The organism is Bacillus sp. JJ864, assembly GCF_036963045.1.
GTDB lineage: Bacteria > Bacillota > Bacilli > Bacillales > Bacillaceae_G > Bacillus_A > Bacillus_A pseudomycoides_C.
Window position 1 is genome coordinate 1 of the sequence record NZ_JBALLY010000151.1, and the last position, 14,568, is coordinate 14,568.

Consider the following 14,568-nt stretch of genomic DNA (forward strand, 5'->3'; position numbering starts at 1 on the left):
TTTTACATATTTGTTTTTTTCTTTTTCTTGATATATCCTAATGAAATTCACTTCAAATGTAGGATAAGGACTGAGTTCTTTTTCAGTTATTGTAGCCATGTTTTTTAATTCTTTACTAGATAACCCCCAATGTGCTTGTCCTATTGTTAAATGAGGTACATAATTATCTAGTTCCATATATTTTTTTATCAACTCATTATCAGGAGAAATCGCATTAACAATTTTTTGATGTAATTCAAAAAATTTTTCTGATGTAACACTTAGGAATAGAACACTTTCTCCAAAAAACTTTGGTTGATTTAGGGAGACGTTGAACACAAAAAAACTTGCACAAACTTTTTTCAATTTTTCAATCCATCTAAATCAGCAGTTAAACCACCTTGAGCTTTTACTGTAATGTGTGGCTCAACAACATCGACAAGTAAATTATTCTCCCATCGATGTTGAACTTTAATTATTTTTTCTTTAAAGGTAGTTATCCAAATAACGAGTTCCAACTCATTTAAATCGTTCCATCTAACCTTTCAAGCGATTATAAATATTGTTGACGTGTTGAATATGATAAACTCCTTTTTAAAACTAAAAGAACGAATCGAAATGCTATTGAATATGAAACATTAATCGTAGTACATTTGAAAAAGGAAAATCTTTCATAAAGAAGGTGAGGAAATGCTTGATAAAGCTGATAGTTCAACGAGGAGTCAAATGTATACAGAAGAAGAGCAAAGAATGTTATATAAACGGACGTTGGTAATCGTAAGTATTTCACAAATGTTTGGTGGTGCAGGATTAGCTGCTGGAATTACTGTAGGTGCACTTCTTGCACAGCAAATGCTCGGGACAGATGCATTCGCAGGGTTGCCATCTGCTATATTTACAATGGGATCAGCAGGAGCCGCTTTTATAGTAGGAAGGCTTTCACAACGTTATGGGCGCCGAATAGGGCTTGCGACAGGATTTATGGTAGGAGGGCTTGGAGCTATTGGTGTGGTAATTTCCGCTTTAACAAATAATATTGTTCTCTTACTTGCTTCCCTGCTGATTTATGGTGCGGGTACAGCTACAAATTTACAAGCTCGTTATGCCGGTACAGATTTAGCTAATAATAAGCAACGGGCAACTGCTATTAGTATGACAATGGTTATGACGACCTTTGGTGCGGTAGCGGGACCAAACTTAGTGGGTGTAATGGGGAGTTTTGCTCTTTCTCTTAGTATTCCTGAACTTGCTGGTCCGTTCATATTATCAGCAGCTGCATTTCTATTAGCAGGTCTCGTACTTTTCATTATGCTTCGTCCAGATCCATTACTTATAGCGAAAACGATAGAAACATATAAACAGGAACATAAATACAAAGGGCATTCGATAACTAAGAAATCACCAACAAATAATAGAGGCGTTACAGTTGGAGCAATCGTTATGATACTTACGCAAGTTGTCATGGTTGCCATTATGACGATGACTCCGATACATATGAAACACCATGGTCATGGCTTAAGTGAAGTGGGACTTGTCATTGGGTTTCATGTAGGTTCAATGTACCTTCCGTCACTCGTTACAGGAATCCTTGTTGATAAGATTGGTCGTATGGCAATGAGCATTGCTTCCGGAGTTATACTACTTAGTGCTGGGGTGTTAGCTGCTATTGCACCGAGTGATTCTTTAATATTCCTGATCGTTGCTCTATCTTTACTTGGATTAGGGTGGAATCTCGGTTTAATAAGTGGTACAGCCCAAATTGTTGATTCAACAGAACCTTCAACACGTGCAAAGACACAAGGGAAAATAGATGTTTTTATTGCATTAGCAGGGGCTTCTGGTGGAGCGATGTCTGGCATGGTAGTAGCTAATTCAAGTTATACATCATTATCATTAGCTGGAGGAGCTTTAGCCTTATTGCTCATTCCTGTTGTGATATGGTCTCGAAAAGGTGAGGAACATGAAATAAAGTAGAAATCCAGAAAGCTTTTCAGATTGATTTGTACTGACAGAGAAAAAGAGATGGATAGATATTTACTAAAAGAAATTAAAGAAGTTACTACACAAAATGAATCTCATAAAATTGTAAGTGGAGATGTTTCCTTTTAATCATTTAGTAGAGGATGAAGCCCTTTTATAACAAAATTGTTTTTATTAAAGCCTGTAATTCCACTGTTGAGAAGGGAATTACAGGTTTTATAAGTTATTGTATTAAAAAGTACAATAACTTTATTCAATCAATCGATAATTTATGTTTTCTAGAATTAAATTAACTTCCTCCAAGTCTACTGGGTTATAGAACCTTTTGTTTGTTGATGATAATTCATCTTTGAAAAATTGTTTTAATTGATTGCTACCATTTAATCGAGGAACAGTTGTATCTGGTGAAAGATCAATAATTCCATCAATTGTATTAGCATTAGGCGTGTATCCGAAGTATACAATTGGTTTTATAAAACTAATTTTCTTTCCATGTCTGCTTGTTAAATAGTCATATAAAATTTTAGTTGTCCGTTTTGCTTTAGTGGTTGGTTCACCATAAGAACGAACTTGAATAGTTGTGCTTTCGATACCATTTTCATCTTTAGTTGAAGAGGGAACAAAAACTAATGTTTGTTCTTTTTCTCTGTCTTGCTTTGTTTTCGACATTGCATCAATTATAAAAGAAAATGGATTAGCTGTTTGAGTAGTTAAGCCATGTACAATTTTCCCACGCCAATATTTTGTTTCTATAACATAAACTCCTGTTGGTAGTAGCACGAGGTGATCGATTTGACGTGTTCTTAATTCGCCATTGAATGGATAGGGGACAAAAATGTTAGGCATTATATACATTTCAGAAGGAGAAATTATTTTTTGTTCAACTAGTTCTTTTTTTAATTCTTTTAGTAATTGATGAGTTATAATTTCTCCTGCGTTAGTAGAGTTTTTATGTAAGTCTTTGATGTATTCACTCATTTCTTGAATAGAATTCTCTAATTTCGTTGTGTTATGAATATATTGTTGTTTTAAGTTCAATATTTTGTTTTGATAGTCCTTGTCCATTGCTGCATGTTTTTCTTCAAAGTGTATATGGATATTTTGTTTCTGGTTTTCAAAATCAGTCACTGTAGCAGCAATTTCGTTTTTGTGAGAGTGTATTAGTTGTTGTTTTCTAGAGTATAATTGCTGGCCTTTCCAATAAAACAAGTATGTTGTGATGCCGAGTACAATACAAAGTAAAGATATGATATATATCATTTTTCCTGCTCCTTATGTTTTTATATAGTTATATTACTATATTTTTAAATCATTATAAAGTGATTTGGAATGATTGAACTTTATTTATCCTATTAGTAATATATAATAATTTATGTAATTAAAGTTGAATTATGTAATCTAAACAAAGGTTAGAAATGAGAGTCGATTTGGTGAACAAAGAGGAATTTAATACATTAAACGATGTTTTAGAATATACAGGAGTCTTAAAAGGGGAGTTTTCAAAGTAGGAGAGACGGTGAATAACAGATATTATTATAGATAGTTTATATAAAATAGAATTAACTACATTTGACGATAATGTAGAATCATTCAGAAATATAAGCGCTTTAATGGATTATAGCTTTTATTTATTGGAAGAGAGGAGTTTGTAAATATACCCCAAAAAGGTAAGGGAGCAAATGAATTATTTAATAACAAAAAGACTTGTCCTTGTCCACAATGTGATGCGAAAACTAAGAAATAAGAAAACTCACAACACTTACTTATTCATTATCCTTAGAACATTATCCTTGTTACATATAACATAAGCAAGGGAGGGGAATAGGAGAACCAAATAAAGAAAAACTAGACCACTAACTTATTGATAGTTAGTGGTCTAGTTTTTATAGAAAAATAGAAACTTGTAACATTTTCATACTCTATTTTTTAAATCGATACGGAACAGTTGAAACAATAACATTCTTTTTATATAAAAGGTAAATCCTTAATAAAACACTTGATTGGTTGTGTAAAATGTTATGCCAACTTTTCTTTGTTATAAACTGTGGAATGAGAACAGTGACTGAATGATGATTTTCTTCTGCTTTATCTTGGATGATAGCTATTAATTTTGTAATAGGTCTCATTATGCTTCTATAAGAAGAAACGACTGTAATAAGACGAACATCCGGCTTCCATTCTTTCCATTTTTGCTGCATTTTTATTTCACTTTCTTTATCAAAGGCTACATATACAGCGATGACAGTATCACCAATGGCCTCAGCGTAATTAATGGATTGTTCAACTACCTTTGTAATTCCTGCAACAGGTACGATGACAATGTTTTCTTCGATTTTGTGAGGAATTTCATTTGGATCGATACGTAGTTGTTCTCCAACTGAATCGTAATGTTTATGGATACAATGAAAGACGTACACAATAATTGGTAGGAATATAACAACAGACCATACTTGTGTAAACTTTGTGATAAAGAAAATAAGTAATACCGATAATGAAATAAGTGCGCCTACTAAATTTGTTAGTAATTTAGGCAACCATCCTGCTGGTTTTTCACGTAACCATTTTATAATCATTCCCGTTTGTGACAAGGTGAAAGGAAGAAATACACCAACTGCGTACAGCGGGATTAATTGTTCTGTTTTTCCTTGAAACGCAATAATTAAAATGATAGAAGCGATTCCCAGAGTCATAATTCCATTTGAATATCCTAGTCGATCACCGCGCATTAAAAACATACGAGGCATATATTTATCTGATGCTAGGTTAAAAGCTAACAATGGGAATGCGGAGAATCCCGTATTAGCAGCTAATACTAAAATAAGTGCAGTTGTTCCTTGAATAAAGTAATACACATAATTTCTTCCGAATATATTTGATGCAATTTGAGAGACAACAGTCTCATCGTGTTTCGGAGCGATACCGTACCAATATGCCAAAACGGTGATACCAGTAAATAAGACGGCAAGAATTGCTCCCATCATCACTAAAGTAGTCGCTGCATTTTTAGCAGCTGGCGCCTTAAAGTTAGGAATTGCATTTGAAATCGCTTCTACCCCTGTTAATGCAGAACACCCAGATGAGAATGCTTTTAATAAAAAGAATAATGTAATTCCTGGTGCTACTGTACCAATAGGTGTATGCAAAGTTGCCGGCGCTTGTCCAGTGGCAATGTTAAAGACTCCAACAGAAATTAATACGATAAGTGCTAGTACAAAGAGATAGACAGGATAAGCAAGAATAGAAGCAGATTCTGTTACTCCTCTTAGGTTCAGGATTGTAATAAAAATAACAAGTATTACAGCAATTAGAACGGTGTACTGATGTAAAGCTGGAAATGCGGATGTAATTGCATCTGTCCCTGCGGATACACTTACAGCTACGGTAAGAATATAATCTACCAGCAAGGATCCACCGGCAACAAGCCCAGCATTTATACCTAAATTTGTTTTGGAAACAATGTAAGCTCCTCCTCCGTGTGGATAGGAATAAATAATTTGTCTGTACGATAAAATAAGTGCTGTTAACAAAACGAGAACGCCAATTGCGATTGGAATAGAATACCAAAAAGCGATCGATCCAATTGTTGCAAGAACGATTAAAATTTGTTCTGTTCCATATGCAACAGAAGAAAGAGCATCAGATGAAAGAATGGCTAATGCCTTTAATTTATTTAATTTTTGTTCACCTAATGCATTTGATTTAAGAGGTCTACCAATTAAAAACCTTTTGAATGCTGAAAACATGGATGCACCACCAATATGTAAATTTTCCAATGAACAGAATATCACAATTGGTAGCGGGTGAATAGATATTTTTGTTATGAATTCATTCTTTTTTTTAAGTAAATTGACAAAACAGTGACAGAATAACTTTTTTACTATATAAAAAGAATGGATATGGAGAAGAGGGGATATTAAAGTTATTGACTATATAAAGGATTTGAAATTGTAAAATAGGGTGCAATATGGAGGTTTATGGTTTTTTACATAATGTTTTCTATATGTGAAAATGAATATCTCTTTAATTAAGGAACAAGCCTTCGATATGTTGAAGGCTTGTTATTTTTAAATTCTTATCAGGTAGGGAATTCAATAGTTTCAATACCCATTTCTCGTGCTATTAACGTAAAATCTTCTTTACTTATTTTGAGATGTCCATATCTAAATGGATATCCCCACTTTTTCTTATCTTGAATAAAAGATAGTTGATCAATAAGAGGATGAATGTCTATTTCTTTACATGGATAAAATTTGATATTTCTGCGAAAAGGAATAAAGCTGATTTCGCAGATGTATTACACCATACGTCCCAGCAATATAAAATGATTGTTTTTTCTTTCGATAATTCTGATAAGCGATTTTCTAATTCAGATTGCGGAATTTGAAGTGCTCCTGTTATCATCTCTTTTTTTAACTCCGGTGTTCCATTTCGTACATCAACTAATATGTAAGCATCAGGATTTAATTTTTTTGCTTGTAAAAAATCCATTGGACTAAATGTAGAAGCAATACGACCTTTGAAATATTCCATTTCAAGCATATTAGCATTCCTCCGCGTTTTTTAAGATTTTTAACAAACATGTTTTTAGAAAAAATTGTTCTTCTTTCGTTAAAGGAGATAAAATCTTCATCTCTGACTGTGTTAATAATCCCCAACAGTTTTCCAATACCCCTTGACCTTTGTCTGTAATTTGGATGCAATAGGATCTGCGGTCTTTTTGGTTTTTTATTCGAACTAAATATTGTAGTGATTCTAAGTGGTCAATAAAATCTACCATTGTTGTACGATCGATTTTTAATTCGGTAGCAATTTCCTTTTGAGAAAGGTTAGGTTTTTCATTGATTGTAATTAAGACCCCATATTGTCTTGCGTTAATGTTGTAGGGTTTTAATTTTTCTATCAAATCTAGTTCTAGTAATTGTTCTACTTTTCCGGTAAGGAATCCGTATGATTCTAAGATTCTGCTCAATATATCCTCCTCCTAAACAATCACCTTTATATATAATCAGTATAACTGACTATTTTTAAATGTCAACCATTAAATGGTAAAAAAACATAGAGAATTAAGTGGAGAATAATGTTCTTATAAAAATTATAAATAGGAAGAGGTAAATGTATTATGAAAAAATTGGGGAAAAGTGAACTTTTTTCTAGTTTGATGGTAATAAATATATAGAATAAAAAATAAGGAGGGAAGAGTTTGGAGGAACAACGGTTAATTCAACAAGTAAAACAAGGAGACAAAGAGGCGTTTAATCAACTACTACAACCGTACATACAAAAAGCATACCAAACGTCTTATCTCATAGTAGATGATAAAGGGTTAGCGGAAGATGCGGTACAGGAGTCACTCATACAAACATATGAATCTATTTATCGTTTTAATGGAGACATTGCTTCGTTTAAAACTTGGTTTCATCAAATTTTAATTTATACAACTTTAAAACAGAAACGAAAAAAACGTTTTGCTTTTTTGCAACCTGAAACATGGTTTCGTATAAAAGATGTGAAAACACCAGAACATAATTATCTCATACAAGAAGAGTCTCAGATGATTCTCGATGCAGTGCAGCAATTATCTAGCAAGCATCAAATTGTTATTATTCTTTTTTACTATCAAGATTTGTCTATTTTAGAAATTTCGGAAGTGTTAAATGTAAAAGAAGGGACAGTAAAGTCGCGTCTTTTTAAAGCGAAAGAAAAGTTGAAGGATTATTTAGCGCATACTATTTTTTTAGACCGTGATACGGAGGTGAGTGTATGGATCGACAAATAAAGAAAGCATTTCATGAAAAAGTAAATGAAACTTCATTTCCGCAACATGTAAATATTGAACAATTGATACAAAGTAAGAAGAAAAAAATGAGCGGTTGGAAACAGCATGTTGCGATAGCCTCTGTCGCAATTTGTTTAGTGATTACCATGTTTGGATTAACGTTTCCTGCCTTTGCGGTAAGTATTCCTGTTATAAGAGACATTTTTAGATTTTTTGATAACGAAAGAGTTGAACTTCATAATGAAGTTAAAATAAATAAAGAGGAAAGAACAGGACTTTATCATGAGTATAAGAAGTACTCAAATGAACTCAATCTTACTCAGGAGAGTAACGGAATTAAATTCACTGTACATGATGCGACTTATGATGGGCAGACAGTATCTTTAACGTATTCTATTGAAAGTGAGCAAGACTTAGGCGATGATCCATTTACTTTGGACTTTCTAAAAATAAAAGGGTCCGGAGACATATCGGGAAGTAATGTGATTAAAAAAGTAGACGAACATAAGTATATAGGTTTAAAAACTGCTAGTACTTTGGAAGCTACTACAGAAGATAGTGTAAATATACAATGGAATATAGATAGGATTACAATCTCAGATACGGAAAAAGAAATAAAAGGAAATTGGAACTTTGAATTCACCTTAAAGGCAATAGAACGTAAAGAAAAATTTATTCATAGTAGTGTAGAACAAGATGGAGTAAAAGTAACCATTGAGAAGCTATCCATATCACCGATGTCATTTATCATTTCGTATAAAGAAGAGGTTTCCGAGTATATGAAAAATAGATGGGATGATGTATATGTTGATTTAAAAATTAAAGATGATTTAGGGAATAGTTATGCCGGGGAAGGAAACGGGAGTATACGTGATGAAAGTTCTTATACTTTGAATGGGAGTAAAACATTTCAAAAAATCAATCAGAATGCAACAAAACTTATTATAACTCCTCATATTATGTTAAGTAATCACAATGCTGATAACTATGGAGAAGCAGGAGGGACCGGAAGTGGAGGAAGTAAATTTTCTATACTAAAAATAATCGGTAGTGATAAAGAAGATCTTGTATTAAAAGATATCGTTATCGAATTAGAAAAATAACATATGAATTGAAAGGGCTGTTTTATTTAGATAGGACAGTCCTTTGTATGTTAGTAAAAAGATAGATAAGAGTGATGATGGAATTTTCGGATACGCAAGGAATAAAATACTTTAAACAATAAGATTCTTTTTAGAAGCTATAAACAAAAGTAGGTATTCGAGATATGTATACAAAAAATACTGAAAATTATGTTAAAATAGTGTTAATTGTTTGAAAAGGAGGATTTTATTATGAAAAATGGTCATCTTGCAAAAGTAGATTTAACGAAAAGAATGGAATCAAAGCAAAAATATAATAAGAAGCTGGAAAAATATCAAATGCGTTTACTTGCGTTGCAGCAGATTTTACGAAAAGAAAAAATAGCTGTTATTTTGGCTATGGAAGGCTGGGATGCTGCTGGAAAGGGCGGAGCCATTAAACGAATTACCGAGCATCTTGATCCGCGTGGATTTCAAGTAAATCCAATTGGCGCGCCTGCGCCTCATGAAAAACGTTATCATTATATGCAAAGATTTTGGCGGAAAATCCCGCAATATGGTCAAATCACTATTTTCGATCGCTCATGGTACGGTCGTGTATTGGTCGAACGCGTTGAAGGTTTTGCTATAAAGGAAGAGTGGACGAGGGCATACGATGAAATCAATGAGTTTGAAAAACTATTAACAGATGACCGTTACATAGTAGCAAAATTCTTCTATCATATTAGTAAAGATGAACAGTTAGCACGATTTAAGGACCGAGAGCAAAATCCACTTAAGAAATGGAAAATTACAGATGAAGATTGGCGCAATCGTGAAAAGTGGGATGAATATGTCGAGGCCATAGAAGATATGTTTGAAAAAACAGACAAACCAAATGCGAAGTGGCATATTATACCTGGCAATGATAAGTTGTATGCGCGTGTGAAAACATTGAAAGTGATTATTTCGTTAATTGAAGATTATTTCTTAGAACATGGTATAGAACTACCATCATACTATCATGAAATGAAAGAAGAAAAGGAAGAGGAACAGAACGAGTACAAGATATAAGTCGTTAAATTTGCATGGAATGAATCTATCTTCTTTGTTTTTCTCTTAATGTGAAGTAGGGATCCAGACTATCTATTATGCAGAATAAAGTTTTTCTATACCTCTGATTCGCAGCCTGAAGCATTCTATTTTCCTTGCAAGCTGCGAATTAGAACTAGGTATACATGGCGTTTTTTACCTAATATGGTATGAAAGCAACTTTTGATTTTATTTTTTTCAGAAAAGAGCAATTAAATGCATTTTGAAAAATTATTATGACTGCATCTTATATTTATGGTGATAAGAGAATTGCGAAGGGACAGATGGAATTGAATAGAATCAAATATATTCTTGTATTTGTCATATCTTTTGGCAGTATTTTTAATTCTTTGGCACCTCATATCTATGCTTGTGAATGTAAAGGTTCAACTGTGGAGGAATCGTTCGGAAAACATGATGCAATATTTGAAGGGAAAGTACTGAAAATTGAAGAGGATAGTGAAAAGGGACAAGCTATATTATTTGAGGTGAAGACAAATTGGAAGGGTGCAGATACATCTCAAATAATGATCTATACCAATCTAGGTTCGTGTATGTTTCGATTTACAAAAGGAGAAAGCTATCTTGTTTTTTCATCAAAGCGAGGTACGACAGGTCAGCTGTATACGTCTGATTGTAGCGGTACGAAACAGCTGCAAAGAGCAGAGAATGATGTATCTGTTTTAAGTCATATTGTGAAGGGACAAGTTCCAACGAAACAAGTAGATGTTGAACATGCTATGCCAAATGATCATGGAACAAATAGGGTCATCATTATCTTGAGTTTAGCTTTATTCGTAATGGGTATATGGGTATTGATAATAATAAATAAAAGAAAAAAATGATGAATAAAATAGAAAAATAGCGATTTTCTTTATGTTAATAAATGGAGTTTATTCTTGTGTCAGCTCTATAACTATGCTAAAATTTATATAACTTTTAATGAACGGAGGGGTCTCCTTTGATCTTAATCAGATTACGTCTCAATACTTTGTGCCAATAATTGAATAGCGCTCAAAGGCTCTGTCTGTGTACAGAGTAAACGGGATTGGTCTGTCTCTTTAAAGGAACCCAATTGAACTTATATGTGAAAAGAGGGGAGGACGAATACGCCCTCTTTTTGTTTTGCCTTTAAAACAGAATGATGAGATGCATGTATACGAACATTTTTTATGTTGTATGATGCTGGATTTGACGACCATTGAACAAGCAAGCAGAGATGCTTTTTATGTTTATTTGTTGTGCTCTCATCCGTTTATGAAAAACACAGGCAGTAGCTTGTGTTTTTTAGTTTGCGCGTAATCGAAATGGAGGAATAAATATATGGAACAGGTAGTACAAAGAGCAATATTAGTCGGAGTGAATTTAAATAGCGAAAGTGATTTCGAATATTCAATGGAGGAGTTAGCGAATTTAACGGAAGCGTGTGATGTAGAGGTGATAGGGAAAGTAACACAAAATTTACATCGTGTAAATCCATCTCATTATATTGGAACGGGTAAGATTGAAGAAGTGGCAGCGTTCGTGAAAGAAGCGGATGCAAATTTGGTCATTTTCAATGATGAATTATCGCCTTCACAAATTCGAAATTTAGAAGCAGATTTAGATTGTAAAGTGATTGATCGTACGATTTTAATTTTAGATATTTTTGCGCAGCGTGCTAAGACGAAAGAAGCGCAATTACAAGTTGAAGTAGCTCATTTACAATATATGATGCCTCGTTTAATAGGCCTTCGTGAATCGTTAGGAAGACAAAGCGGTGGTGTTGGTACGAAAAACAAAGGTGTAGGGGAAAAGAAGTTAGAGCTTGATCGCCGTAAGATTGAAGAGCAAATTGCAGCGTTAAATAAAGAGTTAGAAGCGCTCGTTGCACAGCGTAAAACGCAGCGTAAACAGCGCAAGAAAAATGAAGTGCCTGTTGTTGCGTTAGTAGGGTATACAAATGCCGGGAAATCAACAACGATGAATGCGATGCTTGAAATGTTTAACGGATCTGCAGAGAAACAAGTATTTGAAAAAGATATGTTGTTTGCGACGCTTGAAACAGCTGTGCGAAATATTCAATTGCCAGATAACAAATCGTTTTTATTAACAGATACCGTTGGATTCGTTAGTAAATTGCCGCATCATCTTGTGAAAGCGTTCCGTTCGACGTTAGAAGAAGTGGCGGAGGCTGATTTATTGATTCATGTTGTGGATTATGCAAATCCAAACTATGAGCATCTGATTGAGATTACAAATCAAACGTTAAAACAAATCGGCGTGGAAAATATCCGGGCAATTTATGCTTATAATAAAGCGGATGTGATAAATATTGAAATTCCAAAAGTACAAGATGATCGGGTATATTTGTCTGCGAAACAAAAAGTAGGTATTGATGAGCTTGTGCATATGATTCGCACGAAAATTTATAAAGATTATACAAAGTGTGAAATGTTAATTCCTTATGATCAAGGACACCTAATTTCTTATTTTAACGAGCATGCTAACGTTTTATCGACAGACTATGAAAATGAAGGTACGAAGATTACCGTGGAATGTAAAATGAGTGATTTCGAAAAGTATAAAAGGTATGCAATACGCTAAAAAGTTCACATGAAATAGGAAAAGAAGAGCTGCTGGAAAGTAGCTCTTCTTTTCATGATCTTTTCGTTGCATATATACATGTATCTCTTAATTCAGTCCCATCTATTGATACACTATTATTCTCTAAAAGACCTTCTAATTTAAATCCTAACCTTTCTGGTATGGCACGGCTTTTGACATTTCTTGAGTCACAGCGAATTTCTATTCGATTTGCTTGTAATTCATGAAAAGCAAAATCTACAATTCCTGTAACAGCTTCTGTCATGTATCCCTTCCCGCTAAAACGAGAGTGAATCCAATAACCAATTTCAAATTTCGGAATATCCCAGTTAATGCGGTGTAACCCTGAAGAGGCAACAAACTCACCTGTGTCTTTAAGGAAAATGAGTAATCGTAAATCTTCACGCGCCAAAAATTTCACGTGAGAATCTCTAATATTTGCTTCTACCTCTTGTTCTGTTTGTTCTTTTTGTGCAAAAGGCATCCAAGGTTTTAATTCTTCAATAGATTCATTGATAGCGTTATATACTTCTTTTCCATCTCCGGGTCTTGGCATCCTTATGAGAAGTCTTTCCGTATAGAACTCAGAAGGGAAATCTAATAGCAGTGGATTCATAAGAAACGCTCCTTATTTGTTATTTTATATTATGATACATGAATGGATGTATATGGTAAATCTTTTTTCTGAATTTTAATAAAAATAAGGTTTATTAGATTTTAGGAGTTACGTTCATTTCGCAATGTAGTAAGCACAGAAGTGGAAAAAAAGGAAGAAGAGGTATAGAATAGGTTTTGTTTAAAAAGTCAGAGAAATAAAAGTGTGTGAAACATATGCAGAGGTTGTTTTCAGCACAAGAGGAGAGGAGCGTGTAGCATGCAGACAGCAACAAAGCCGAATGCGATGAATACACCAACGATTTACCGTATTTTATTTGCGATTAGTTTAGGGCACTTTCTTAATGATTCGATGCAGGCGGTTGTACCGGCGCTGTTTCCTATTTTAGAAAAGTCGATGAATTTATCCTATATGCAGGTGGGATGGATTGCCTTTGCTCTCAATATGACATCATCTATTATGCAGCCGGTGTTTGGGATGTATTCAGATAAGAAGCCTTCCCCGTATTTGCTGCCACTAGGAATGTTTTCAAGCATGCTTGGGATGATTGGACTTGCGTTTGCACCGAACTTGTTTATTGTTATTTTATCTGTTTTATTCATTGGACTTGGATCCGCTGTCTTTCATCCAGAAGGCGCACGTGTTGCTTATATGGCGGCAGGAGCAAAGCGTGGTTTAGCACAATCCATTTATCAAGTAGGGGGAAATACAGGGAACTCGCTTGCGCCAATTTTTACGGCACTTGTATTTGTTCCACTTGGACAAATTGGAGCAGTATGGTTTACGGGCTTTGCGATGGTTGGAATTATTTTACTATACTTTGTTTCAACGTGGTATAAAGGAGAGTTAGTAAGCGGGGCTGTAAGAAGAAAGAAACGTGCTGCGCTAGAAGCTGACAGTTTAGTAATAAGTAGCCGAATTAAGTTTGTTATTGTTTTACTTGTATTTTTAACGTTTGTTCGCTCATGGTACGGAGCAGGGATTGGAAACTTTTATCAGTTTTACTTAATCGAGCATTACGGATTATCTATTAAAAATGCACAGTTTTACGTATTTGCTTTCATGATTGCTGGTGTACTTGGTACGTTCTTTGGCGGACCGTTAGCAGACCGGTTTGGAAAGCGAAATATTATTGTTTTTTCCATGCTTGGTTCAGCACCTTTAGCGCTGTTATTGCCGCACGTTTCGCTCGTATGGGTTGTTCCATTGTTTATTTGCATTGGATTTATTAGTTCGAGTAGCTTCAGTGTGATTGTTGTGTATGCCCAGGAGCTTGTTCCAGGAAAGGTTGGTATGGTATCTGGACTAATTGTCGGACTTGCCTTTGGACTTGGGGCGTTAGGAGCAGTTGTACTTGGAAAGTTGGCAGATATATATAGCCTGAACTTTATTATGATATTATGCAGCATGTTACCGTTAATTGGATTATCATCATGGTTATTGCCAAATGACCGTAAAAAGATGAAAAGAGTTTAGAG

Annotated in this window: 14 protein-coding genes; 7 read left to right on the forward strand and 7 right to left on the reverse strand. The window is 34.2% G+C overall.

What is annotated here, in order from left to right:
* Both V7024_RS20280 and V7024_RS20285 read right to left on the reverse strand, forming a co-directional pair.
* Positions 1-345 (reverse strand): 2'-5' RNA ligase family protein (locus V7024_RS20280; protein WP_335523239.1); only part of this gene is annotated, 345 nt, incomplete at its 3' end.
* Positions 342-497: a hypothetical protein gene (locus V7024_RS20285; RefSeq protein WP_335523241.1), complete on the reverse strand. Its 156-nt coding sequence runs from the start codon at positions 495-497 to the stop codon at positions 342-344. The genes V7024_RS20280 and V7024_RS20285, both read right to left, overlap by 4 nt.
* Before the next feature lie 172 nt (positions 498-669).
* On the opposite strand from V7024_RS20285, the gene V7024_RS20290 reads away from it, so the two are divergent.
* Entirely contained in the window at positions 670-1,953 is a 1,284-nt protein-coding gene (locus V7024_RS20290; RefSeq protein ID WP_335523243.1) for an MFS transporter, read from the forward strand.
* A gap of 255 nt (positions 1,954-2,208) precedes the next feature.
* Here the strand turns inward: V7024_RS20290 and V7024_RS20295 are convergent, their stop codons facing one another.
* From V7024_RS20295 to V7024_RS20310, 4 genes are all read right to left on the reverse strand, one after another.
* Entirely contained in the window at positions 2,209-3,219 is a 1,011-nt protein-coding gene (locus V7024_RS20295; protein WP_335523245.1) for a nuclease-related domain-containing protein, read from the reverse strand.
* Between the two features lie 659 nt (positions 3,220-3,878).
* A complete protein-coding gene (locus V7024_RS20300) occupies positions 3,879-5,702 on the reverse strand; it encodes an APC family permease (protein WP_335523247.1) in 1,824 nt (607 codons plus the stop codon).
* A 484-nt stretch (positions 5,703-6,186) separates the two neighbouring features.
* Complete coding sequence (locus V7024_RS20305; RefSeq protein WP_335523251.1) at positions 6,187-6,498, reverse strand: rhodanese-like domain-containing protein; 312 nt, start codon at positions 6,496-6,498, stop codon at positions 6,187-6,189.
* Position 6,499: 1 nt separating this feature from the next.
* Positions 6,500-6,928, reverse strand: coding sequence for a MarR family winged helix-turn-helix transcriptional regulator (locus tag V7024_RS20310; protein ID WP_335523253.1), 429 nt, complete (start codon positions 6,926-6,928; stop codon positions 6,500-6,502).
* Between the two features lie 231 nt (positions 6,929-7,159).
* Between V7024_RS20310 and V7024_RS20315 the strand changes: the two genes are divergently transcribed.
* The 5 genes from V7024_RS20315 to hflX all read left to right on the forward strand — a co-directional run bounded on the left by V7024_RS20315 (position 7,160) and on the right by hflX (position 12,474).
* Positions 7,160-7,735 (forward strand): RNA polymerase sigma factor, encoded by a 576-nt coding sequence (locus V7024_RS20315; protein ID WP_335523255.1) that lies wholly within the window; start codon positions 7,160-7,162, stop codon positions 7,733-7,735.
* Positions 7,720-8,838, forward strand: coding sequence for a DUF4179 domain-containing protein (locus V7024_RS20320; RefSeq protein WP_335523257.1), 1,119 nt, complete (start codon positions 7,720-7,722; stop codon positions 8,836-8,838). The genes V7024_RS20315 and V7024_RS20320 overlap by 16 nt, the downstream gene beginning before the upstream one ends.
* Positions 8,839-9,069: 231 nt before the next feature.
* Positions 9,070-9,870 (forward strand): polyphosphate kinase 2 family protein, encoded by an 801-nt coding sequence (locus V7024_RS20325; RefSeq protein ID WP_335523259.1) that lies wholly within the window; start codon positions 9,070-9,072, stop codon positions 9,868-9,870.
* A 308-nt stretch (positions 9,871-10,178) separates the two neighbouring features.
* The gene (locus V7024_RS20330) at positions 10,179-10,733 is read left to right on the forward strand and encodes a cobalamin biosynthesis protein CbiN (protein ID WP_335523261.1); all 555 of its coding nucleotides are present in this window, start codon (positions 10,179-10,181) and stop codon (positions 10,731-10,733) included.
* A gap of 478 nt (positions 10,734-11,211) precedes the next feature.
* Complete coding sequence (gene hflX, locus V7024_RS20335) at positions 11,212-12,474, forward strand: GTPase HflX (protein ID WP_335523264.1); 1,263 nt, start codon at positions 11,212-11,214, stop codon at positions 12,472-12,474.
* 52 nt (positions 12,475-12,526) lie between these two features.
* On the opposite strand, the gene V7024_RS20340 is transcribed toward hflX, so the two are convergent.
* Complete coding sequence (locus V7024_RS20340) at positions 12,527-13,090, reverse strand: GNAT family N-acetyltransferase (RefSeq protein ID WP_335523265.1); 564 nt, start codon at positions 13,088-13,090, stop codon at positions 12,527-12,529.
* A gap of 258 nt (positions 13,091-13,348) precedes the next feature.
* On the opposite strand from V7024_RS20340, the gene V7024_RS20345 reads away from it, so the two are divergent.
* Complete coding sequence (locus V7024_RS20345) at positions 13,349-14,566, forward strand: MFS transporter (protein ID WP_335523266.1); 1,218 nt, start codon at positions 13,349-13,351, stop codon at positions 14,564-14,566.
* The last annotated feature ends 2 nt before the right edge of the window (positions 14,567-14,568 follow it).

Excerpts from the sequence above, each read along its gene's own strand:
- V7024_RS20325 (WP_335523259.1), top strand. The coding sequence starts at position 9,070 with ATGAAAAATGGTCATCTTGCAAAAGTAGATTTAACGAAAAGAATGGAA.
- V7024_RS20300 (WP_335523247.1), bottom strand. The coding sequence starts at position 5,702 with ATGTTTTCAGCATTCAAAAGGTTTTTAATTGGTAGACCTCTTAAATCA.
- V7024_RS20340 (WP_335523265.1), bottom strand. The coding sequence starts at position 13,090 with ATGAATCCACTGCTATTAGATTTCCCTTCTGAGTTCTATACGGAAAGA.
- V7024_RS20305 (WP_335523251.1), bottom strand. The coding sequence starts at position 6,498 with ATGCTTGAAATGGAATATTTCAAAGGTCGTATTGCTTCTACATTTAGT.
- V7024_RS20320 (WP_335523257.1), top strand. The coding sequence starts at position 7,720 with ATGGATCGACAAATAAAGAAAGCATTTCATGAAAAAGTAAATGAAACT.
- hflX (WP_335523264.1), top strand. The coding sequence starts at position 11,212 with ATGGAACAGGTAGTACAAAGAGCAATATTAGTCGGAGTGAATTTAAAT.
- V7024_RS20345 (WP_335523266.1), top strand. The coding sequence starts at position 13,349 with ATGCAGACAGCAACAAAGCCGAATGCGATGAATACACCAACGATTTAC.
- V7024_RS20290 (WP_335523243.1), top strand. The coding sequence starts at position 670 with ATGCTTGATAAAGCTGATAGTTCAACGAGGAGTCAAATGTATACAGAA.
- V7024_RS20295 (WP_335523245.1), bottom strand. The coding sequence starts at position 3,219 with ATGATATATATCATATCTTTACTTTGTATTGTACTCGGCATCACAACA.